Below are 22,973 nucleotides of genomic sequence, written 5' to 3' on the forward strand. Positions count from 1 at the left end.
TTCACAGGGCAGCACTATGAATTATCGTTCGTGACAGAATGGTCCGCCTCTCAGTCGCGTGAAAATCGTCCGAGAGATCCGACTCGGAGTGAGTACCGAACCCTTACTTCGTTCGCAGGTCGTCGAGTCGCTCACGCATGCCGTCGCGGATGCCGAACGTCGGCCAGCGGTCACCCGCCAGTCGGCGCACACCGAGGACCGACTCCGTGCCGACCCAGCCGAGCAACAGGACGCCGCCGAACAAGGCGAACGCCATGTCCCAGCCAGTCATCCACACCGGGCGAAGCCACGGTGCGTAGTGGCCCCAGAGTCGCGCGAACGAGTCGGCGTAGCCGTCGAGTGGTGTGCCCGCGAACGCGTTCCGGACCGTCTGCTTGAACGTCAGGCTCTCGTCACCGCCAGCCGTGAGTTCTGCACTCCCCGTAATCGGGTACGTCCCGCTCTTGCCCATGTCGCGGATGGTCGGGCCGTTCGACTCGTCGCCGTGGGCGATTCGCTCCGCGTCGTACGGCCCCCACGTCGCGTAGTACTCCCAGACGACCTCGCCGGTCGGGGTGATTTCGAGGACGCGGTGGTTCAGCGTGTCCGTGACGAGCGTGTTCCCGTTCGGGAGTCGGTCGGCGTCACGCGGCCAGTTGAGCGTGTTGCGGCCGACGGTCCACGTCCGGACCCACTCGCCGTTCTCGTAGGCGTACTCGACGATGCGGTTGTTGCCAGAGTCGGCGACGAGCATCGTCGGCGTCCCGTTCTCGCTCACGAGGTAGTCCGGGTTGTGCTGCTCGTTGAGGATGGAGTGGTCACCGTCCTCACCGAGCGTGTTTGTGACCTCCTTCGTCTCCATGTCGACGATGACGGCTTGGTCGAAGTTCCGCGGCGACAGCACGATGCGGTCGTCGCTGATTGGGTCCACGTCGTTGCTGTGAGACCAGTCGGCGTTCATGCCGCCGTCGGTGTTCTCCGGGAAGTGGTTCTTGTACTTCCACTCCCACGTTCGCTCGTTCGTCGTCAGGTTGTAGACGACGATTTCGTCCTCGCTGACCCCGTTCTCGCCGTCCCAGGCCCGCATGTGCGAGATGATGAGTTCGTCTTCGCTCAGCATGTCGGCGTCGTGGGTGTCCTCGAAGGGGAACGTCCGTTCCCAGACGCGTTCGCGAGTCTCCGGGTTCAACTCGTAGATGACGGTCTTGCCGGAACGTGGCGAGACCACGAGCAAGTTCCCGCCGGGCAGCGGGTCCACGTCGAAGAACCACGCGTTCTTACCTTCGCTGCTGTTGTACACCCACTTCGTGTTGGCTCGCTCGTCGGCGGCGACGAGCCGGGCCGGTTTCTTCGGGTTCGTCTGTCCGTTGAACGTGTACCCCTGTACGCTCACCACGGTCGTCCCGTTGGCGGGACTCGTGACCGTTCCGGGCTGGAGGGCCTTCTGTCCACTGGGGTCGTACGTCATCGCGCCGACGGCTGCTGGTGCGAACAGCGACACGACCAGCACGAGGACGGCACCACGGACGAGCCAGGGTCTCGATGGAAGTCGCACGACCGAACGGTAGGGAAGCGGTAGGGTGACTCTTGCGGTTCGCTGGGGTGTCTCGTCTCGACTGGCCTGCCTCGCACGTGCGATTGCGCGCGTCGCGTGTGCGATGGATATACGATAGTCACCAATCCCTGTAGGCTCCCCTTTTTATGTAGGATACGTTGTCTCCCTCTGTATGAACGAACCGACGAAGGCGTCGGTTCGCTGTCTGTACGTCGACGCGTCCCCTTCCGACGTGGTGGTCGAGAAGGTGGAAGCTGCCGTCGACGGTACCGTGGCCACAGCCCGTGGGTACGAGGGTGCACTCGACCGACTGCGCCAAACCGACGCCGACTGCGTCGTGAGTCGCTACGACCTGTCCGACGGCGATGGGCTCGAACTCGCCCAGACGCTGCGACAGGATGGAGACGAACGACCGTTCGTGCTGTACACAGCCGAGGACGACGCGGAGTTGGCCCGGCGTGCGATCAGTGCGAACGTCACCGAATACGTCCTCGACGATAGTGACGACGCAGTCGACCGGTTGGCGTCACTGGTCGGTGACGCGGTCAGCGACGAAGCGACGCGTCGCCGCCGTGTGTTCAACGACCAGCTCGTCGAACAGGTGTTCGACGCCGCCCCCACGAGTATGCTAGTCATCGACCGCGAGGGCTACGTCAGACGAGCGAACGCGACAGCGAGGACGAAGTACGGATTCGGAGACGAGACTGAATCGGTGTTCGACGTCGTCGAACTCTTCACCGAAGACGGTGAACCGCTTGGCGGTGAGATGCGTCCCGCGAGAGACGTGTTCGAGACAGGTGACCCACTGTTCGACTGGACAGGGCGTGTCAGTCTCCGTGGTGGCGACAGACACTGGATGCGTTCCAGTGTCGTCCCCATCCGAGACGACCGCGGCGTCATCGAGCGCTCACTCGTGTCGTTCGAGGACATCACCAAGGAGCGAGAGCGCCGCAAGCGACTCAAGACGCGCCGTGCAGAACTCGAAGACGAACTCACCGAAGTGTTCGCCCGCGTCACTGACGCGTTCTTCGCGCTCGACGACGACTGGACGTTCACGCTCGTGAACGACGAGGCAGAGCGCCTCGTCCAGATGGACGCCGACGACCTCCTCGGTGAGAGCGTCTGGGACGCGTTCCCCGAAGCACTCGACACGACGTTCGAACGGGAGTACCGACGAGCGATGGAGACACAGGAAGCGGTCCACTTCGAGGAGTACTTCGAACCGCTCGACACCTGGTTCGAAGTCCGTGCATTCCCCTCGGACAGTGGTCTCTCCGTGTACTTCCGCGACGTGAGCGAGCGCATCGAGCAAAAGCACGAACTGAACACTCGCGTGCAACAACAGAGTGTCCTCGCCGACCTCGGCCAGCGCGGACTCGAAGGTGGCGACCTCGACTCGCTGGTCGCAGAGACCACGGAACGAGTGGTAGAGACACTCGGCGCGGCAGCCTGTGAGGTGTACGAACTCGCCGCAGACGGCGAGACGCTCCAAGCGCAGTTCTCGGTCGGACTGGGCGATTCGGAACACGTGACCGAAATACAGGCCGAGACACTGGCGAGCGCTGCGACCGAAATCATCGACCCGCTTTCCGTCCTCCAAGACGACGCGGTGCCAGCATCGAACCACGACCTCGCTGGCTGTCCCGACGACGACGCCATCGCGGTCACCATCGGCTCCGCTGGTACGTTCTGGGGCGTCTTGCTGGTCCACGTCGCCGACGTGGCGACGATATCGACGACCGACCGGCGGTTCTTAGAGAACATCTCGGCAGTCTTCGCCACGGCCATCGCGCGAATCTCACACGAGACGGAACTCCGTCGCCAGCACGAGCGGCTCGCCGCCATCAACCAGTTGAGCGACGTGGTGACGGACATCAACCACGCACTCGCCGACCAATCGACCCGTGAAGAGGTCGAACAGCTCGTCGTCGACCGCATCGAGGCCTCAGAATCGTACTCGTTCGCCTGGATCGGCGCGCCGACGGACGACGAACAGATTCGTGTCCGCGAAGCAGCGACCGAACAGGACCTCGACGGAGTCACGCTTCCCTCCGGTGAGGACCCGCCGGGGCGCGCGTTCGAGACCGGTGAGATGCAGTTCGAGTCGGACTCGGACCTGAGCGACGACGCGCCGATACGCGGGCGTATCGACGACCTCACGTACCGGTCGGCCGCGGCGATTCCCATCCACTACGAGGGCGAGTTCTACGGCGTCCTGACGCTGTACGCCGACCGCGACGACGCCTTCCTCGGTAGAGAGCGCCACGTTGTCGGCCAACTCGGTGAAATCGTCGGCCTCGCGCTCGGTGCGATAGAGCGCGAGGAGAAGCTCAGAGAACGCCGTCGGCAACTCGAACACGAGCGTGAACGACTGGAGTACGTCAACCGGCTCCTGCGACACAACCTGCTGAACGGCCTGAACGTGGCGCACGCCCGTGCCGACATCCTCACTGGCTCGGTCACCCCGGACATGGAACGCCATCTCGACACGGTTCAGACGCGACTCGACGACATGATCGGCCTCGTCGAGACGATGCGCTCGCTGATGCGTATCCTCGTCGAAGAAGAGTCGCACGAACTCGAACCGGTGACGCTCGACGCGACGCTTCAAAACGAGATTACCAAGGTTCGGACCGCCTACGACGACGCCCGGGTCACCCTGTCGAACCCGCTCCCGCCGGTGAAAGTCGCCGCGGACGACCTCCTGCCGGAGGTGTTCGAGAACCTGCTCGTCAACGCGGTCGAACACAACGACAAGGAGACGCCAGAGATAGCCGTCGGCGTCGAAACCTCGGGCGGCCCGACCGTCGACGTCGTCGTCGCGGACAACGGCCCCGGCATCCCCGAAGACATCAAAGACCACCTGTTCGAGAAGGGCAAGAAGGGCTCTCGAAGCTCCGGAACTGGCTTCGGACTCTACCTCGTCAAAGAGACGCTCAACGCCTACGACGGCGAAATCGAGGTCCGTGACCGCACCGACGGCGGCACCGAGTTCGTCGTCTCGCTCCCGCGTGCGGAGACGTTACAGCAGTCGGAAGGAACCAGTAAGGGCGACTCGTCGGTCGCCTGAATCGGTCACGCCGCGTCCCCGCTCCTATTTTCACCAGTCTGTCAGTGCTTCTGCCCCCTGCGTGTACCAGAGCGAACTCAGGAAGGCGAGGACGCCGGCCATCGCCGAGACGCCGCCGACCATGAACACCCACTGCATGCCGACGCCGGTCATGAGGATTCCACCGAGCAGCGGCGCGCCGACGCTCCCCGGTCGCCAGACCAGTTCGCGGACGCCGAAACTGGAGGCGACGCCTGCGCCGTCAGTCCCCTCGTCGGCGAACAGTGCCATGCTGGCTGGTTCGCGGAAGGAGTCGGCGACGCCGAGGAGCATGTTCAGCCCGACGAGGACGGGGAACGCAGGCGAGAGGTCGCCGAGTATTGGGTACGTCGACGGGAGACCGAGCGCCTCACCGGCCAGCGGCGAGAACGGGACGAGGACGGCGACAGCGGCGTACATCGAGCCGCCGAGGATGACGAAGAACGCGCGGCCGAAGCTGTCGGATAGCTTGCCGGTGTACGGCTGGAGGAGCATGTTGGTCGCCTTTTCCGAGGTGTAGACGACCGCGACGGCGAGCGTCCCCTCGACGTAGCCGAGGCCACCCTGTGCGGCGGCGACTCCGGCGTAGATGGGCACCCACGTCCGCACGAGCGTGACAGCCACGGCGTACGGCGCGCGGAAACTCGTCAGTGTGAGAATGCGCTCGTTGAGTGCGAGGTCGGAGAACGGAAAGCCCTCGATGCGAGTCTCGTCCTCCGGGAGCCCGAGCCAGACGAAACAGACGGCGGCACAGAGCAGCACGACGATGATGGCGTACACCGACGTGAACCCGTACTGCTGGTACAACACGCCGGCGGAGAGACCACCGATGATGCCGGCCGCAAACCGCCACGCGTTGGCCTTCCCGATGCGTTCTGCGCGCTCGTCGTACGCCGCGAGTTCCCCGACGAGCGAGAGCGACATCAGGCCCGACCCGGTGACGGCGATGCCTTGGACACCACGTGCGAGGACGAACTCCAGTTCCGCGCCGTCGAAGACGGCGATGGCCGCGAACGCGACGTAGGCGACGACGCCGAGTAAGAGACTCGCGAGTAAGACGAGTCGTTTGTCGTACCGGTCACCGGCCCACGAGAGCGGAACGACCGCGAGCGTCTGGGCGGCCGTGAATCCCGTCGTGAACAGGCCGATGACGAGTCCCGACGGCTCGAAGAGGTTGATGTACGTCGGCAAGAAGACGACCAGCGACGCGAAGCCGAACCCCGTCGCGAAGCGTGTGAGATACAGAGCGAGGAAGTTTGGTTCGTCGTCTGTCACTGCGCGAGGTTCGGGGGGTCGCAAGCAAGTTCGTTTCGGTTCGAAACTAGTAGCTCTCGTCCAGCAACGACTGGACACCGTGTCTGACCCGCTCCGACGCGGTCTGTCGGGAGATGTCGAGTTCACCCGCCAAGTCGTCGAGCGTCATGCGACGTGGCACCTCGAAGTAACCGCCCTCGTGGGCGAGTTCGAGCGTGTCCTGATACGGCGTGGGCGTCGAGGCTGGCTGGGCGAGGTCGGTGGTCGTCGTCGTCTCGTACAGCCGGTCGAGGGTGTACCCGATTCCAGCTTCTTCGCAGTATTCGAAGAAGGTCGCTAACCGGCGCTGGTTCGGTCCTTGCACGCGAAACCGCCACCCTTCACCGTCACTCTCTATCTGGAGGACGCGAAAGCCGAGGTCCGCGAGGACGCCCGCGACGTGGATGCCAGACTCGACGCGTACTCGGTACACCCGATGGTCGTCGAGGACCGAGACGAGCGACGGCTCTGCGACCGTCGGGTCCGTGAGGATAGACGACTCGAACTCCGTGAAGTCGGTCTCTCCGGCAGTGAAGAACAGGAGCCACTCTTGCATCGTCCCCGGTGCTTGTGCGGTAATCTCGATGTCGACATCGGGGTGTGTTGCGACGACGTTGGACAGTGCGAGACTCTCGTGTGTCAGCGATAGCTCGGCAATGATTTCGAGCCCGACGGTATTGTCCGATTGCCGAGACATTTGTTATATCTAATCATGGGTCTCGGCACCTTTGAAACTTCCCCTTGTTAGTTGTATCGCCTAACGAGTTAGTCTACGGGGTCAGCGGTTGACGACTGAGAGGCGGTCTTCGAGGACGTCGAACCCGCGGTCGAGGTCGGCGACGAGGTCTTCGACGTGTTCGATGCCGACGGAGACGCGAATCAGTGTGTCGGTGATACCGATGGCCTCGCGTTCTGCTTTGGGCAGCGGTTCGTGGGTCATCCCCGCCGGGAGTTCGATGAGCGATTCGACCCCACCGAGCGAGACGGCGAGAGTGAACTCCTCCAGCGTTTCGAGGAACGCCTTCGCGTCGTCGATGTCGCCCGTGAGTTCGAAGCTGAGGACGCCACCGTAGCCGTGCATCTGTTCGCGTGCGAGGTCGTGCTGTGGGTGACTCTTCAGGCCGGGGTAGTACACCGACTCGACGAGGTCGTGCCCTTCGAGGTACTCCGCGATGACCGTCGCGTTCGCCTCGTGTTCGCGCATTCGCAGTGGGAGGGTCTTGATACCACGAAGGAGGAGATAGCTGTCGAACGGCGAGAGCATGTCGCCGAGGCCGATCTGCTGGACGAACGAGAGTTGGTCGGCGAGCGCCGCGTCGTTCAGCACGACCGCGCCACCGACGGAGTCGGAGTGGCCGTTGAGGTACTTCGTCGTGCTGTGGGCGACCACGTCCGCACCGAGGTCGAGCGGGTTCTGGAAGTACGGACTCATGAACGTGTTGTCGACGCCGAAAACTGCCTCGGCCTCGTTGGCGATGTCGGCGATAGCCGCCACGTCGCACATCTTCATCCGCGGGTTCGTGGGTGTCTCCATCCAGACGAGCGAGGTCTCCGGTCGAACGGCGTCGGCCACTGCGTCCGTGTCCGTCGCGTCGACGAACGAGACGTCCACGCCCATGCGCGACTCGAAGAGGTCTTCGAGCATCCGGCGCGTCCCGGCGTAGAGGTCGTCGAACGCGACGACGTGGTCGCCCGGGCGAACGACGGACATGACGACCGACGCGATGGCGGCCGTCCCGGAAGAGAACGCGAACGCGTGTTCACCGCCTTCGAGCGCCGCGAGTCGCTCTTCGAGTGCGTGTCTGGTCGGGTTCGAGAGCCGCGAGTAGACGAACTCGCCGTTCGAGGGGTCGATGTCCTCCAGGCTCATCGAGGTGTCTAGCCCCGGCAGGGCGAACGTCGACGAGAGATGAATCGGCGAGACGACGTCACCGACCTGTGGTTCACCGGGCGTCGGCTCTTCGCCACGACTGACTGCGAGCGTCTCGAAGCGCTTCGAGTGTTCCCCGTTGTTCATGCTTTACGAAAACGGCAGTATTTGGCTAATAACTTTTCATGCAGCAGTAATTTTTGCCGTCTGCCGTATTATCCGAGCGAATCTTCCTGTCACGGTAGACTCGTGTTCGGCGGTGACGTAGCACTCGACGAGGAGGGTCGTGTGGGCCGCTGCGACGGCTTACCCACCCGACACTGCCTGCAAGAAGACCACCTCGTCGCCATCGTCGAGCGAAATCGTGGTCGGCGCCGGCCACTCGATTCGGCGGCCGTTGCAGATGAGGTGGATGTGTGACCGGAGGTCGCCCCGGCCGTCGAAGAGGTGCGTTTCGAGGGCCGGATACGTGTCGACGAGCGCCGAGACACAGTCCTCGACGGTGGACGCGTCGACCGTGCTGGTTCGCGCCCCGTCGGTGAACCGTGTCAGGAGTCCGGGAATCCGGACGGTGACGCGATTCATCTACTCGACCACGACCGCACTGACGCTCGTGATTCGCGGCAGGTGACAGTCGATTTCTGCCCACGAGTCGCCCCCGTCGCGACTGTAGAAGATGCTCCCGCCGGTCGTGCCGACGTAGATACCTGCTGGGTCCAGCGAATCGACCGCCATCGACTGCCGGAGGACCGTCACCCAGCTATCGGTCGGCAGGCCGTCGGCACATCGGTCCCACGAGTCACCACCGTCGGTCGTCCGATAGATGGCCGGTTCACCGCCCTCGGCGATCCGGTACTCGTCGCTCTCCAGCGGGAACGTGAAAAACGTGTCCGGGTCAGTTGGGTGCATCTCGATGGGGAAGCCGAACGAGGACGGGAGGGCATCGCCGATGGCTTCCCACTGGTCGCCGCCGTCGGTCGTTCTGAACACACCCATGTGGTTCTGCTGGACGATTCGCTCGGGGTCGCTCGGGTCCTGGGCGAGGCTGTGGACGCAGGACCCGACACCGCCGTGGTCGTCTTCATCCGTCACGAACTCCAGACCGTCGGTCGCGAGTGTCCACGACTCGCCGCCGTCGTCGGTTCGGAACACTCCGACGGCCGAGATGCCGACCCACAGACGGTCCGGGTCCTCCGGGTCCGTGAGGACCGAGTGACAGCAGAGGCCGCCGTTCCCAGGGTACCATCGGTCTCGCGTCTCGTGACCTGCCAACCCCTCGACGTGGTCCCAGGTGTCGCCGCCGTCGCGAGAGACGAACAGCCCCGCTTCGTCGACGCCCGCGTAGAGGACGTCTGGGTCCTGCTCCCGACCGGGTTCGAGACACCAGACCTGATTCAGTTCGAAGTCGCTGTCTTCAGCGTATGCCGGACTCTGGGCGACCTGTTCCCACGTGTCGCCGAAGTCGTCCGAACGGTGAATCGCCGGGCCGTAGACGAAGTGCCCCATCGCGGCGAACAGCCGTGGCGTGTCTCGGTCGTCGTACAGCAGGTCCGAGACTTCCCACCCCTTCAGCTTCGGTCCTCGAACCGACCAGTCCGTCCGGTCGTCGTCGGATTCGAGGAAGAACGCGCCTTTGCGAGTGCCGACCATGAGTACCACCTCGGTCATCGTGGTAGACGATTGAGACGAAGGCACATGGATCTAGGCGCTTTCCTGCACTGACCGTGTCCAGAACGGAACTCACAGCGACAGCAGGCAGGGTCGGATGGCCCACAGCCATTTCGTATAGTCGTATACAGTGTACTGCGTCGTCGGGCCAGATTTCATTTCGATTCTGGAAGACGGCGAGGAGCGAGGCCACAAGTCCGTTCGCGTCCGTTCTCGACTTCGTGAAGCCGACGACGACGGGAAACACGGTATCGAGTTCGTTCGCTGGGCAGTTTTCCGACACGGAACCGACTAGCAGTGCTGAGCACCTCGGTCGTGGGGTCAGCACGACAATCGGCACTGTCGGCATAGACGATACTGGCCGACGTGCGATACCGACCGAGAAAGAGTCGAATGTCGCGGGTAGCGCCGACGGTTGCTCGCGTAGGGCGCCGAATAATTGCGTAGGACCCCGAATACTCGCGTTCGTGAGCGTCTACGCCGAGCGCGGGAGCTCGGGTCTACTTCGTGTGTGCGCGAACGCTGTCGAACGAGTCGTCGACGATGGCCGCAGCCACGCTCGAGATATCCACGTCTGGAACGTGCTGGGGGTACTTCCGCCGGAAGTAGCCGACCATGTTGCGGAGGTCGCGCTCTAAGAATTCGTCGGCGTTGTCGTGTTCGGTGGGGACCGCCTGTGGCCAGTCGAACACCGTGACGCCGGTTTCGGCGATGAAGACGTTGTACTCGCTCATGTCGGCGTGGACGTAGCCTTCGCGGTAGGCCGTCGTCATCTCGCGGAGAACCAGGTCGAGGACGCCGACGACTTGATCGTCCTCCAGTTTCGCACGCGAGAGTTCGACACCCGCCATCTTCTCCATCACGATGGCGTGGCGGTTGTGGTCGATGGGCCGTGGGACCGAGACATCGGGGTACAACTCTTCGAGTCGCTCGTACTCGCGCTCGGCCGCCTTGCGCGCGGTGTAGAGCCACGAGACGTGGTCGCGGTCGCTGGTGTAGTCGCGCTCACGCATCACTTCGCGGAAGTTCGTGTAGCCCTCGCGGTGGTACTTCAGTGCCAGCGGTTTGTACGACTGGACCTCGTACACGTCGGATTCCTTGCCGACCCCGAGTGAGGAGCCGAAGCCCTGGATAGTCTCTCGCTCGGCGAAGGTGTGCAACGCGAGCGCGTCGTACCCCTCCGGCGTGAGTTTGTAGCCGACGTACTGGATGGTCTTGCGTTGGATGAGTCCGCGGTCGAGACAGCGGTCGAGCCGATAGTCGACGTTCTCGATGGTGAGTCGCGAGAAGTCCGGAATCTTCTCTCGCTGCACCCACTCGGAGAATCGCATCCCCTGCTCGACGCCCGAGAGCAGATAGAAGTCCTCGGCTTCGAGGTCGGTCATCAGTGGAGCGACGTTCTGCACCATGTGCCGCATGTAGCCGGGCGGCGGGTAAAAGCCCCCCGCGTCGGGGCGCTAAGCCAGTGCATAAACCATATGCTGCGATAGCAAATGTGGAGATTCGGCCGAACCTCGGCTACTCTGAGGCCTCGAAGGCCGCCGCCGAGGCAGGTGTCGCCTGTCCGGATACGCTTTTCCGGGTGCCGCTGGGAGAATACGGTATGACAACGACGACAGAGCGAGTGGCTCCAACCGCAACACTGGGGCCAGTCCGGACCACGGAGGGCCGGTAGATGCATATCGTCGATTACGAACTGTACGAGGTCCCACCGCGTTGGCTGTTCCTCCGACTGGAGACGAGCGACGGCCTCGTCGGCTGGGGTGAGCCGGTCATCGAGGGTCGCTCGCGGACGGTGAAGGCTGCGGTCGAGGAACTCCTTGACACGTACCTGCTCGGTGAGGACCCCGCAGCCATCGAGGACCACTGGCAGACGATGTACCGCGGCGGCTTCTATCGCGGCGGCCCCATCCTCATGTCGGCCATCGCCGGCATCGACCAGGCGCTGTGGGACATCAAGGGGAAGCGCTTCGGCGCGCCAGTGTACGAACTCCTCGGCGGCAAGGCCAGAGACCGCATCCGTGTCTACCAGTGGGTCGGCGGCGACCGGCCCGCGGGCGTCGCCGAGGCGGCTGCCGAAAAGGTCGACGCCGGGTTCACGGCGCTGAAGATGAACGCCACGCCGGAACTCCGGCGGGTCGACAATCCGGCCGCCATCGACGACGCGGTCGAGCGATTGGCGACCGTCCGCGAGACCGTGGGCGACGAGGTCGATATCGGCGTCGACTTCCACGGGCGCGTCTCGAAGGCGATGGCGAAGAAACTCGCTGCGGCGCTCGAACCGTACGACCCGTTCTTCGTCGAGGAGCCGGTGCTGCCCGAACACAACGACGCGCTGCCCGAAATCGCCCAGCACACCACGACACCCATCGCCACGGGCGAACGGATGTTCTCCCGGTGGGACTTCAAGGAGGTGTTCGAGTCGGGTGCGGTCGACGTCATCCAGCCAGACCTGAGCCACGCCGGCGGCATCACCGAGGTGAAGAAGATCGCCGACATGGCCGAGGCCTACGACGTGGCGCTCGCGCCACACTGCCCGCTCGGCCCAATCGCGCTCGCCTCCTGTATCCAGGTCGACGCCTGCTCGCCGAACGCGCTGATTCAAGAACAGAGCCTCGACATCCACTACAACGAGACGAGCGACGTGCTCGACTACCTCGAAGAACCGTCCGTCTTCGAGTTCAACGACGGCTACATCGACCTGCCCGACGGGCCAGGCCTCGGTATCGAGATAGACGAAGCCCACGTGCGCGACCAGGCCGGCGACGTGGACTGGCACAACCCGGTCTGGCGTCACGACGACGGCAGCGTCGCGGAGTGGTAACATGTCGGGACACGCTACCGGCCGGTTCGAAGGCGATACCGTCCTCGTCACTGGCTCGACCCGCGGCATCGGCGAAGGCATCGCGAAACGCTTCGCACGCGAAGGTGCGACCGTGGTCGTCACCGGTCGAACCGTCGAAGCGGGCGAGGAGACCGTCGCGGCCATCGAGGACGACGGCGGCGAAGCGACGTTCGTCCGCGCGGACATGCGCGACCCGGACGACATCACGGCCCTCGTCGACGCCACCGTCGAGCACTACGGCGGCATCGACGTGCTGGTGAACAACGCCGGCGTCGAGACGAACACGGGCGCAGACGAAGCCACGATGGACGACTGGGAGTTCGTACTGGAGACCGACTTCCGGTCGTACTGGCTCTGTGCGAAGTACGCATACGCGCGGATGGACGCGGGAGCCATCGTCAACGTCTCGTCGAACCACGCGTTCCTCACGATGCCCGAACTGTTCCCCTACAACGCCGTGAAGGCGGGCATCAACGGGATGACTCGCGCGATGGCACTCGACTTCGGCCCGCACGTGCGCGTGAACACGGTGAATCCGGGCTGGGTCGCCATCGACCGGACCACCGACGAGATGGAGCCCGAGTACCGCGAGTACCTGGAATCGATACATCCAGTCGGTCGGGTCGGCGCGCCCGAAGACGTGGCTGGCGTCGTCACCTTCCTCGCCAGCGACGACGCCGGGTACGTCACCGGCGAGTCGGTGCTAGTCGACGGCGGCCGCTCGCAGGTGATGCAAGACGACATGCTGCCGGACTACCGCGTGCGGCGCGAGAACGGCCCGGAGTAACGAACCCAGCCGACTGTTCTCGTTCAGGGTGCCGGCGTCGGCGTCGGGATTTCCTCGGACAGACTCAGTTCCAGCGCGCGCTGGACGTGCAGGTCGGTCGTGTCGAACAGCGACACGCGGTCGAAGTCCTCTTCTGAGACGAGCAGTTCGATTTCGGTACAGCCGAGGACGATACCCTCCGCGCCCGCGTCGACGAGGTCGGCCATGATGTCGACGTAGGCCTCGCGTGACTCGTCGGTGATGATTCCCTGCGTGAGTTCGTCGAAGATGATATCGTGGAGTCGGTGGCGGGCCTCGGCGTCCGGCAGCACCACGTCGATGCCGTTCTCCTCGAAGCGGTCGCCGTAGAACCCGGCTTCGGTGACCGGTTTCGTCCCGAGGACACCGACGGTCTCGACACTTGCAGCGTGCGCCGCGTCGGCCGTCGCATCGACGATGTGGTAGAACGGAATCGAGATGGCCTCGGTGATTGCTGGCGTGACCCGGTGCATCGTGTTCGTCGCCATAATGACGAAGTCAGCGCCAGCGGCTTCGAGTCCCTGCGCCTTCTCCGCGAGATAGGCTCCCGCGTCGTCCCACCGCCCGTCGCTGATGCACGCCTCGACGACGCCGAAGTCGACGCTGCTGATGAGGACAGGGGCCGAGTGGTGGCCGCCGAGGGCTTCGTTGACGCCCGCGTTCAGACGCTGGTAGTAGGTCACGGTCGATTCGGCGCTCATACCGCCGAGGATGCCGATGGTCTGGAGATTCGGTGTATCGGTCGCGGGTGGTGCGTCGGTCATTACGACGATGTTGGTGGCGTGGGGTGTGAAGGTCACCCTCCCATGGACGGATGTCCGCGAGAGTCGTGGTTGGTACGGGCGTCGATGTATTTCGCAGTGAGCTCGGGCGTCGAAATCCGTCTCTGTGGCGAGTCTTCGTTCACGACTGCCGGCGGAAGATACCGCAGCCACTACCTCCCCAACCGATTCCTCGTTCGCCGTCGCTTCGCTCTGGCTCACTTCGTCATCACCGGAATCGAAGATTCCGGTTAGCAGCCAGAAACTACGTTTCTGGCCACATCCCTCGCGCGATGCTGACTCGCGAACCTCACTTCGTTCGGTCACGCGAACCAGCGCGCGCCAAACCGGTTGCGACGGCTCGCGTCGACCTGAATCCGGGGAAATCGGTGTCACTTCGGTCCGTCACTCGGTCCCAACAACGTCGCTTCGGCCCGGCGCAGGTGTTCGAGGAAAGTCGTCTTCGAGACGCCGAGGTCTTTGGCGAGTTCGCGGGTGGTCACCTCACGGGGCCACGAGTAGTAGCCGCGGCGACGGGCCAGCGCGAGTGCCTCTTGCTGGCGGGGCGTGAGCACCTGCGCGTGCGGGTCCGGACGCTCCGGTGGCGGGGCCTGCTCGGCGGGGGCGAGTCGGTCCAGTGTGATGTCGGCGTCGAGGGCTTCCGAGACGGCGTCGACCGTACGCCCGAACTCGTCGCGGGTCGTGCGCACGAGCAGGTTCCACGTCTCGCGACCGGCCCGAACCTCGTAGTGGCTGTCGAGGACGAACCCGCGAGAGACGAAGGCCGCGCCGACGCCGTCAGTCGCTTCGTACTCGATGAACACGTCGCGGGCGGCCTGCCCGATGGCGGGCGTGTCGAGTGTCGCCCGGCGACAGTCGCCAAGGTCGTCGATAGCCGTGATGAACGAGGAGTCGTAGGCGGCCTCGACGGCCTGTTCGAGGTTGTCCGCCGAGTCGCCGTAGATGGTGCAATGTTCGTAGGCGGAGCGGCCGTCGGTGGCCGCGCCGTGGCCGACGACGCACGCGCCCGTCTGCTCGCTGGACTCGATACCCCAGCAGTCGGGGTGCCAGACGTCGAGCGTGGCGCGGAGCAGTTCCCGGTCGGCGGTGTCGGCGGTCATGTGACCGAGAGTCGTGGCCGTGCTATTGAATGGTGCGGGTCTGCCGCCCAAGAACCGAGCCGATTCAGAAGGAGTCGGCGAGTGTCGTCTGTTCGCCAGCGTCGCTAGCATCGCCAGCCTCGCCGGCAGGGAGCGCACCCTCGTGTTCGAGGAGTCGCTGTTTGAGGTCGACGCGCTCGCCTTCGGTCTCGTTCGAGAAGCCCCCGAGCCAGTCGGTGCCGACGATGCGGTGACAGGGCACGACGACCGGAACCGGATTGCGGCCACAGGCCTGTCCGACGGCGACCGGACTGGTGTCGAGTGATTCTGCGACCTCGCCGTAGGTTCGCGTCTCGCCGCGGGGTATCTCGCACATCGCGCGCATCACGCGCCCGGTGAAGTCGTCGGGAAAGTCGACGTCGAGGTCGAACGACTCGCGCTCGCCGCGTTCGTACTCGCGGACCTGCGCCTCGACCTCCGTTGCACCGGCCCCGAGGAGTGACTCGTCGATGTCGAACGAGCCACCGTGGACGGAGAGTTCCATGGAACACACCTCACCCGCGTCGACTGTAACCTTGTCGTCGTCCGCCCGAACGTCGTCCCGGAACCGCCATGGTCCGGGGGTCCCAAGCCCGACGCATGACCGAGGTCGCATCGCGGGAGTGGCGGCTGATTCGCGAAGAGGCGTGGGACGGCCCGACGAACATGGCGCTCGACGAAATCGCTGCGAAGTCGGCCAGCGAAGACGGCGTGCGGACACTGCGCGTGTACCAGTGGGAACCGAGTTGTCTCTCGCTCGGCTACGGGCAGGCGAAAGAGAGCGTCGACTGGGAGTTCTGCGAACGCGAAGGCATCGACGTGACACGACGCCAGACCGGCGGCGGCGGCATCTACCACGACCAGCACGCCGACATCTCCTACTCCATCATCGCGCCCGCCGAGGAACTGCCGGGCGACCTGATGGACTGTTACGACTTGCTGTGTGAACCGGTGCTTGACGCCTTCGCGCGCATGGGCGTCGACGCCGACTTCGCCGACCAGCCCTACCCCGCCATCCACGAACCGGCGTGCTACCTGCGGGACATCCACCCCGCGCACGACGTGCTCGCGTCGGGACTGAAGATTTCTGGCAACGCCCAGTACCGCCAGCGCGACGCCGTCATCCAGCACGGGTCGCTCTCGTTCGACCGTGCGCCCGAGCGTCACTGCGGGGTCTTCGCAGGCAAGCCCAGCGTCGACGATTTCACCGACCGCGTCACCAGTATCCGGGCAGAATCGGGGATAGACCGGGACGAGGCGGTCGCTGCACTCGAAGCCGAACTGGCCGAGTGGGCCGACGCCGACGAGGGCGCGTGGGCCGAGAGCGAGGTCGCCGACGCGACCGACCTTGCAGCGAATAAGTATAAGAACCCTACATGGTACGGGAATCGAGAAGACCCTACCTGAGTAGGCTGTATCGTCATCCACTTGGCACTGATTGGCAGAGGTATGTCGAAGTCAGAAGCACCCGACGCCGCCGCACTGTTCCAGAAGCTCACCGGTCAGACGGAACTGACCGAAACGCAAGAAGACAGCGTCAGTCACGACACCGCCACCGAGGAGGACGAGGAGTTCTTCGAGGAGGCTCGCATGGACGGCTTAGACGACGCCGTCTCGGAGCCGGACGTCGGCTCGCCCACCTAATCCACGCCGTTCCGGACCAGTCAGCATAGCCAGTCGACACACGCTCCACCCCACAAATCCGCGCAGCCCTACCCACTGCGCCACCCCCATCGTGCAGCCCACCACTGCACGAAAACCCCCACGCAGTCTCACCCGCTGCGTTCTGTCCCATCCCACCTGACCCGCGCAGCCCTACCCACTGCGCGACACTCCCATCCCGTGCAGCCCACCTCTGCACGACCTGTTCCGCATCGCCGAGCGACGGCGCTTCGATACGCCTTTTTGCCCCCCGGCCAACCCCCGTGTATGCTCAGAGTCGGTGCGCACGAGTCCATCGCCAGTGGCGTGTACAAGGCCGTCAATCGCCAGCTCGACGACGGCGGGAACTGCGGACAGATATTCACACACTCGCCGCAGGTGTGGCAAGACCCGAACATCGGCGACGACGAAGCCGAGCAGTTCCGCGACCTCTCGTCGGAGAACGACGTGGGGCCGTGGGTCATCCACTCCTCGTATCTCGTCAACCTCTGTACGCCGAAAGACGACCTTCGCGCGAAGTCCATCGACTCCATGCAGAAGGAAGTCGACGCTGCCGCGAAACTCGACGTTCCGTACGTGAACGTCCACCTCGGCGCGCACACGGGTGCGGGCGTCGAAGGCGGCCTCGACAACGCGGCCAGCGCGCTCGACGAACTCGAGATTCCGGACGGCGTGACCGTCCTCATCGAGTCCGACGCCGGGTCGGGCACGAAACTGGGCGGCGACTTCCAACATCTCGCCGACGTGTTGGCGAAGAGCGACCAGGACCTCGACGTGTGTCTCGACACCGCGCACATGTTCGCGGCGGGCTACGACCTCTCGACGCCCGAAGCTGTCGACGAGACCATGCAGGCGTTCGACGACGTGGTCGGCGCAGAACACCTCAAGTGCGTCCACCTGAACGACTCGAAACACGAGTGCGGGACGAACAAGGACGAACACGCACTCATCGGCGAGGGCTACATCGGCGAGGAGGGCATGCGCGCGTTCGTCAACCACGACCTCATCGAGGACGTCCCGCTGGTGCTGGAGACGCCCACTGAGGACGGCAAAGGCTTCGCGTGGAACATCGACCGCGTCAAGAAATTACGGGAATAGAGACAGTCTCTCACCCCTACTAAAAGACTTCTTTTAGCCAGGGAAGGTGCCTTATCAGTGTACGCCAGTGTAGAGTGTATGCCCTCGTTTCGTTCGGTCCTCGTCGTCCTCGCGGCCCTATTGCTCGCGGCCGCGGCGGGTATCTCGTTCATCCCGACGGCGGGTGCCACGCCGGTGGACGCCAGTGGGATGGCACCTGACGGAAGTAGCACGCACGACCGGTCACACTCGATACCGCCCCCGGAAGACGTGGGTGGGTCGCACGGTGAGCCACTCTCTGGCGACGTGTCGAAACCAGTCTCCGTCACCGCACCGTCCGACGCGTACCGTGTGACTGGCATCAGCCCAGTCGGCGTCGTCGCCGGGGCCATCGCAATCACGGCTATCGCGGCCAATCTCCGGCACTGACTCGTCGCCGTGCTTGCTCCTGCTTCGCGCTCCGCCCGGCCAACGCTCCCCACCGACTCGTTTTTGTCTCGCCCGCTCCAAGCGCGCCCGTGCGCCGATTCGACGCCGAGTATCTCGACCAGACCCGCGACGGGATGTGGGCAGATTCACGCGACGCGCTCGCACCGCTCGACCTGAATTCGCGCGACCGTATCCTCGACGTGGGCTGTGGGACGGGGAAACTGACGGCCGTGCTGGCCGACGAGACCGACGGCGAGGTCGTCGGCTGTGACGCCGACACCCGACTGCTCGCGCACGCGAACGAGGTCGGCCCGGTCGTCGCTGGCGACGCGACCCGGCTCCCGTTCCCCGACGACAGCTTTGACCTCGTGGTGTGTCAAGCACTGCTCATCAACCTGCCCGACCCGGCCGCCGCGGTTCGGGAGTTCCGTCGCGTGGCGAGCGACGCAGTCGCCGCGGTCGAACCCGACAACGGCCTCGTGACCGTCGAGTCGACGGTCGACGCCGAGTCGACGCTGGCAGCGCAGGCTCGCGCGGCGTATCTCGACGGCGTAGCTACCGACGTGGCCCTCGGCGCGGACGCGAGTGACCTCTTCTCGGACGCCGGTCTTGCGAACGTCCGGACGCGGCGGTACGACCACACCCGAACTGTCGAACCGCCATACTCGCAAGTTGCCCTCGACGCGGCGGCGAAGAAAGCGAGTGGTGCGAGCCTCGCCAGCGACGAAACGGAACTCCGGCGGACGCTTTCTGGCGCAGAGTACGACGACCTTCGCGCCGATTGGCGCGCCATGGGTCGGGACGTCATCGAACAGATGCAGACCGAATCGTACCGCCGGCAGGAGACTGTCCCCTTCTTCGTCACGGTCGGTACTGTCTGACTGGCTGGGATACAGACGTAGGTCACACTGGGCACGCAGGTGCTGGTTCCATCCGGGTAACCGAACCGAATAGGGTCGGTACTGAATCAACCCCGGTTCAAAGAATAAATCATGCCAGTCGAAGCCGGTACCGACGCGGAAGACGCACTGTTCGGTGCGTTCGACATCTCCGACGAAGAAACCGTCATCTACCAGAACGGCGAGTTCAAAGCGTGGATTCAGGCGAACGTGAGCTACGACTTAGAGTCGATGCGATAACCCGGCGACCCGACCGCGAATCCCCCTCACGCACCATGCACTGTCCGACACCGACATCCATTCCGAAGACGGACACACTCCCCGCCCCCACCGACGACTTCCCGACACACTCTGATTCCCCGACACGCTCCCTGTCGGCGTGAGCGGGTCAAACACTTTTTCGCCTGCGCCCACCAACGAGCGGCGTGGACGATACGTTCGAACACTCCGACGCCTTCGACGCACTGAGCGACCCGACCCGAATCGCCATCGTCGAGGCGCTCGTCGCGGCCCGACGCGAGGACCCGGAACAGCCCACCCTCTCGTTCTCCGCCCTACGTGACCGGGTCGATGTGGACGACTCCGGGCGGTTCAACTACCACCTCCAGAAGCTCCGCGACCGGTTCGTCGAGAAATCAGACGCGGGCTACGAACTGAACTACGCAGGTCGCCAGGTCGCCGCCGCGATTCTCGCCGGAACACTCGACGAGGCCGAGGCACTGGACCCCGTCTCGCTGGACGACCCGTGCCCCATCTGTGACGTACCGATGGCGGTCGAATACGAGTCCGGCCAGTTGACCGTCACCTGCGAGTGCGCCCACCGACTGTTCCAGACGCCGGTGCCACCGGCTGCCGCCGTGGGTCGGACGGTCACCGAACTGCTCGACTTCGCCCTCGACCTGACGCACGGGCGGCTGATGCTGCACACTCGCGAAGTCTGCCCAGAGTGTTACGCCACCATCGAGAACGGGGTGTCGATGCTCACGTTCAACGATTCGGAGTTCTACGCACTCGTCTCGACGTGTGGGCGCTGTGGAATGCAGTCGACTTCCTCGCTCGGTATCTCCCTACTCCACGACCCCGACCTCGCCACGTTCTACCGCGACCACGGCATCGACGTGCGAGACGCACACCCGTGGCTCCTCGGTATCGTGCAGGCTCCGGCCGAGGAGATTGCGTCGGACCCGCCGCGCTATCGCATCGCCTGTACCGTCGATGGTGAGACGTTCGAAGCGACGCTCGACGATGCAGGACAGGTCCTCGAAACTCGGCGAACGGACGCGGAACCGGCGGCAGACCAATCAGTTCACTGACCGAAGAGTCGTTCGGCGAACCCTTTTTTCGATACCAAACACAGGGCAGGTATGGACCCACGAATCGAACGACACGCAGACGTCATCGTCAACCACTCCGTCGCCGTCGAACCCGGTGACAAAGTGCTGGTCGCTGCACCGCCCGTCGCCGAGGACCTCGTCGTCGCCGTCCACGAGAAACTGGGCGAAATCGGTGCCCGGCCGACACTCTCGATGCGGTCGTCGCGGGCCGCCCGCGCGTTCATGCGAGCGTCCGACAGCGACGACTTCGACCTGAACGAGCACTCGCTCGCCCAGATGGAAGAGACAGACGTAGTCATCCTCATCGGCGGGAGCGAGAACACGAACGAGATGAGTGACGTGGACCCCGAGACGCTGACTGCCTACGGGCAGGTGCAACACCCGATTCAGGAAGAGCGACTGAGCAAGCGCTGGGTCGGGACCCAGTTCCCCGCACCCGGCAACGCGCAAGAGGCCGAGATGAGCACCGAGGCCTACGAAGACTTCGTCTACCGCGCCGTCGGCAAGGACTGGGACGAACAGCGCGAGTTCCAGGAGAACATGGTCGAAATCCTCGACCCCGCCGACGAAGTCCGCATCAAGAGTCGAGATACGACCGACATCCGCATGAGTGTGAAGGGGATGGTCACGGCCAACGACTACGGCGAACTCAACCTACCCGGCGGCGAGGTGTACACCGCGCCCGTGCCCGACTCCGTCGAGGGCGAGGTGCTGTTCGACAAGCCGCTGATGGCACAGGGTCGCGAGATGACCGGCGTCTGGCTCAAGTTCGAAGGCGGCGAAGTCGTCGACCACTCGGCCGAGAAGAACGAAGACGTGCTGACTGCCGTCCTCGAAACCGACGAGGGTGCCCGTCGCCTCGGCGAACTCGGTATCGGGATGAATCGCGACATCGACCGCTTCACCTACAACATGCTGTTCGACGAGAAGATGGGTGACACCATCCACCTCGCCATCGGACAGGCCATCCGCCACACCGTGCCCGAAGACCAGCCGTTCAACGAGAGTTCGATGCACATGGACATGATCGTCGACATGAGCGAGGATTCGTTCATCGAAGTCGACGGCGAAGTCGTCCAGCGCGATGGGACGTTCAGGTTCGAGGAGTAGCGAGGGGCCGAACGGAGTGAGGGCCCTCGGAATTGCGAGCGGCGTAGCCGCGAGCAGTAGCGCGGTTCGGAGCGAGCGGAGCGAGCGAGAACCGCGTATCTGAACGGCGAACGAAGTGAGCCGTGAAGACGGATTCGAAGGATAGCGGAAAAGTCTCCCTTCAGCCGCCTTCCCCGAGATTGTGAGCGGGGAAGCAACGCAACCCGCCCCTAGCATCGGTTACGAATAGTGCACCTATTTTCTCGCCCGTACCTGGCAGAACCCATACAGAACCACCGTTCTGCAAACCCTTACACGTCACCCTCTCCACGACAGGGACATGGACGAACGAATCCGACAACACGCGGACATCATCGTCAACCACTCCGTCAGCGTCGAACAGGGTGACCACGTCGTCGTGGCGGGCCCGCCGGCAGCGCAGGAACTCGCCCGGGCCGTGTACGAGAAACTGGGGGAAGTCGGTGCCTCCCCGATGCAACTGACGCAGGACCCGAAGGCGATGCGGGCGTGGCTCTCCAGCATCGATCCCGAAGAGCAGGAACTCCCGAAGCACCTCCAGGCGCTCGTCGACGAGACGGACGTGCTCATCGGACTCCGCGCGAGCGAGAACAAGTACGAGACGAGCGACATCCCGCCGGAGAAGAACGCCGCGATGGCGAAACTCCAGAAACCCATCAGCGAGGCCGTCATGGAGAAGCGCTGGGTCGGCACACAGTTCCCCGCAGCAGGCGACGCGCAGAAGGCCGAGATGAGCACACCCGCCTACGAGGAGTTCGTCTACGGCGCGGTCAACAAGGACTGGGATGCTCAGCGCGAACTGCAGCAACAGGTCGTCGACCGGCTGGACGACGCCAACGAGGTCCGCATCGTCTCCGGTGAGACGACGGACCTGACGATGTCCAAAGCGGGCAACCCGATGAAGAACGACTACGGCGAGCACAACCTCCCCGGCGGCGAAGTGTTCACCGCGCCGATTCCCGACAGCGTCGAGGGCGAGGTGCTGTTCGACAAGCCGCTCATGGCCCAGGGCCGCGAGATTACCGGCGTCCGCCTCGTCTTCGAAGCGGGTGAAGTCGTCGAGTACGAAGCCGAGAAGAACGAGGAAGTCCTCGCTGCCGTGCTCAACACCGACGAGGGCGCGAAGCGCCTCGGCGAACTCGGTATCGGGATGAACCGCGACATCGACCAGTTCACGTACAATATGCTCTTCGACGAGAAGATGGGCGACACCGTCCACCTCGCGCTCGGCCGCGCCTACGACGACACCGTCGGCGAGGGCAACGAGAAGAACGACTCGGCGATGCACATGGACATGATCGTCGACATGAGCGAGGACTCGTACATCGAGGTCGACGGCGAAGTCATCCAGCGGAATGGTGCGTTCTGGTTCGAAGACGCCTTCGAAGCGTAATCGCGGACCAATTGACCGTTCGGCGCGCCTCCGACTATTTTTATCCGA

22 protein-coding genes are annotated in these 22,973 nt (G+C 64.2%); 12 read left to right on the top strand and 10 right to left on the bottom strand.

The window, feature by feature from the left end; translation table 11 throughout:
- Nucleotides 1–103: 103 nt before the first annotated feature.
- The gene (locus ACSC1P_RS15835; RefSeq protein WP_435361166.1) at nt 104–1,534 is read right to left on the bottom strand and encodes an aryl-sulfate sulfotransferase; all 1,431 of its coding nucleotides are present in this window, start codon (nt 1,532–1,534) and stop codon (nt 104–106) included.
- 172 nt (nt 1,535–1,706) lie between these two features.
- On the opposite strand from ACSC1P_RS15835, the gene ACSC1P_RS15840 reads away from it, so the two are divergent.
- Nucleotides 1,707–4,604 carry a PAS domain-containing protein gene (locus tag ACSC1P_RS15840; protein WP_435361167.1) on the top strand — a complete coding sequence of 966 codons (2,898 nt, stop codon included), beginning with the start codon at nt 1,707–1,709 and terminating at the stop codon, nt 4,602–4,604.
- A gap of 30 nt (nt 4,605–4,634) precedes the next feature.
- Here the strand turns inward: ACSC1P_RS15840 and ACSC1P_RS15845 are convergent, their stop codons facing one another.
- The 6 genes from ACSC1P_RS15845 to ACSC1P_RS15870 all read right to left on the bottom strand — a co-directional run bounded on the left by ACSC1P_RS15845 (nt 4,635) and on the right by ACSC1P_RS15870 (nt 10,862).
- Nucleotides 4,635–5,897 carry an MFS transporter gene (locus ACSC1P_RS15845; RefSeq protein WP_435361168.1) on the bottom strand — a complete coding sequence of 421 codons (1,263 nt, stop codon included), beginning with the start codon at nt 5,895–5,897 and terminating at the stop codon, nt 4,635–4,637.
- Between the two features lie 46 nt (nt 5,898–5,943).
- A complete protein-coding gene (locus tag ACSC1P_RS15850; RefSeq protein WP_435361169.1) occupies nt 5,944–6,612 on the bottom strand; it encodes a helix-turn-helix domain-containing protein in 669 nt (222 codons plus the stop codon).
- 81 nt (nt 6,613–6,693) lie between these two features.
- Nucleotides 6,694–7,932 carry a trans-sulfuration enzyme family protein gene (locus tag ACSC1P_RS15855; RefSeq protein WP_435361170.1) on the bottom strand — a complete coding sequence of 413 codons (1,239 nt, stop codon included), beginning with the start codon at nt 7,930–7,932 and terminating at the stop codon, nt 6,694–6,696.
- 159 nt (nt 7,933–8,091) lie between these two features.
- Entirely contained in the window at nt 8,092–8,370 is a 279-nt protein-coding gene (locus ACSC1P_RS15860) for a MoaD/ThiS family protein (protein ID WP_435361171.1), read from the bottom strand.
- Nucleotides 8,371–9,453: a WD40/YVTN/BNR-like repeat-containing protein gene (locus ACSC1P_RS15865; protein ID WP_435361172.1), complete on the bottom strand. Its 1,083-nt coding sequence runs from the start codon at nt 9,451–9,453 to the stop codon at nt 8,371–8,373.
- A 500-nt stretch (nt 9,454–9,953) separates the two neighbouring features.
- Nucleotides 9,954–10,862: an RIO1 family regulatory kinase/ATPase domain-containing protein gene (locus ACSC1P_RS15870; RefSeq protein WP_435361173.1), complete on the bottom strand. Its 909-nt coding sequence runs from the start codon at nt 10,860–10,862 to the stop codon at nt 9,954–9,956.
- Between the two features lie 266 nt (nt 10,863–11,128).
- On the opposite strand from ACSC1P_RS15870, the gene dgoD reads away from it, so the two are divergent.
- Nucleotides 11,129–12,277 (top strand): galactonate dehydratase, encoded by a 1,149-nt coding sequence (gene dgoD / locus ACSC1P_RS15875; protein ID WP_435361174.1) that lies wholly within the window; start codon nt 11,129–11,131, stop codon nt 12,275–12,277.
- A gap of 1 nt (nt 12,278) precedes the next feature.
- Entirely contained in the window at nt 12,279–13,085 is an 807-nt protein-coding gene (locus tag ACSC1P_RS15880; protein WP_435361175.1) for an SDR family NAD(P)-dependent oxidoreductase, read from the top strand.
- A gap of 23 nt (nt 13,086–13,108) precedes the next feature.
- Here the strand turns inward: ACSC1P_RS15880 and ACSC1P_RS15885 are convergent, their stop codons facing one another.
- The 3 genes from ACSC1P_RS15885 to ACSC1P_RS15895 all read right to left on the bottom strand — a co-directional run bounded on the left by ACSC1P_RS15885 (nt 13,109) and on the right by ACSC1P_RS15895 (nt 15,508).
- On the bottom strand, nt 13,109–13,867 hold the full coding sequence (locus ACSC1P_RS15885) for an aspartate/glutamate racemase family protein (RefSeq protein WP_435361176.1): 759 nt from the start codon (nt 13,865–13,867) through the stop codon (nt 13,109–13,111).
- Nucleotides 13,868–14,256: 389 nt separating this feature from the next.
- The gene (locus ACSC1P_RS15890) at nt 14,257–14,985 is read right to left on the bottom strand and encodes a helix-turn-helix domain-containing protein (protein WP_435361177.1); all 729 of its coding nucleotides are present in this window, start codon (nt 14,983–14,985) and stop codon (nt 14,257–14,259) included.
- Nucleotides 14,986–15,049: 64 nt separating this feature from the next.
- Nucleotides 15,050–15,508 (bottom strand): methylated-DNA--[protein]-cysteine S-methyltransferase, encoded by a 459-nt coding sequence (locus ACSC1P_RS15895; protein WP_435361178.1) that lies wholly within the window; start codon nt 15,506–15,508, stop codon nt 15,050–15,052.
- Nucleotides 15,509–15,603: 95 nt separating this feature from the next.
- Here ACSC1P_RS15895 and ACSC1P_RS15900 point away from each other — a divergent pair, with 95 nt between their 5' ends.
- From ACSC1P_RS15900 to ACSC1P_RS15940, 9 genes are all read left to right on the top strand, one after another.
- Nucleotides 15,604–16,410 carry a lipoate--protein ligase family protein gene (locus tag ACSC1P_RS15900; protein ID WP_435361179.1) on the top strand — a complete coding sequence of 269 codons (807 nt, stop codon included), beginning with the start codon at nt 15,604–15,606 and terminating at the stop codon, nt 16,408–16,410.
- Nucleotides 16,411–16,452: 42 nt separating this feature from the next.
- Nucleotides 16,453–16,647 carry a hypothetical protein gene (locus ACSC1P_RS15905; protein WP_435361180.1) on the top strand — a complete coding sequence of 65 codons (195 nt, stop codon included), beginning with the start codon at nt 16,453–16,455 and terminating at the stop codon, nt 16,645–16,647.
- Nucleotides 16,648–16,932: 285 nt separating this feature from the next.
- A complete protein-coding gene (locus ACSC1P_RS15910; protein ID WP_435361181.1) occupies nt 16,933–17,763 on the top strand; it encodes a deoxyribonuclease IV in 831 nt (276 codons plus the stop codon).
- Between the two features lie 78 nt (nt 17,764–17,841).
- Nucleotides 17,842–18,171, top strand: a complete 330-nt coding sequence (locus ACSC1P_RS15915; RefSeq protein WP_435361182.1) for a hypothetical protein — start codon at nt 17,842–17,844, stop codon at nt 18,169–18,171.
- Nucleotides 18,172–18,305: 134 nt separating this feature from the next.
- Entirely contained in the window at nt 18,306–19,052 is a 747-nt protein-coding gene (locus tag ACSC1P_RS15920; RefSeq protein ID WP_435361517.1) for a class I SAM-dependent methyltransferase, read from the top strand.
- A gap of 111 nt (nt 19,053–19,163) precedes the next feature.
- Nucleotides 19,164–19,310, top strand: a complete 147-nt coding sequence (locus ACSC1P_RS15925) for a hypothetical protein (protein ID WP_435361183.1) — start codon at nt 19,164–19,166, stop codon at nt 19,308–19,310.
- A 185-nt stretch (nt 19,311–19,495) separates the two neighbouring features.
- Nucleotides 19,496–20,383: a winged helix-turn-helix domain-containing protein gene (locus tag ACSC1P_RS15930; RefSeq protein WP_435361184.1), complete on the top strand. Its 888-nt coding sequence runs from the start codon at nt 19,496–19,498 to the stop codon at nt 20,381–20,383.
- A gap of 51 nt (nt 20,384–20,434) precedes the next feature.
- Nucleotides 20,435–21,514: an aminopeptidase gene (locus tag ACSC1P_RS15935; protein WP_435361185.1), complete on the top strand. Its 1,080-nt coding sequence runs from the start codon at nt 20,435–20,437 to the stop codon at nt 21,512–21,514.
- 319 nt (nt 21,515–21,833) lie between these two features.
- Entirely contained in the window at nt 21,834–22,925 is a 1,092-nt protein-coding gene (locus ACSC1P_RS15940; RefSeq protein ID WP_435361186.1) for an aminopeptidase, read from the top strand.
- Nucleotides 22,926–22,973: the final 48 nt, after the last annotated feature.

Source organism: Haloarchaeobius caseinilyticus, assembly GCF_051207395.1.
Classification (GTDB): domain Archaea; phylum Halobacteriota; class Halobacteria; order Halobacteriales; family Natrialbaceae; genus Haloarchaeobius.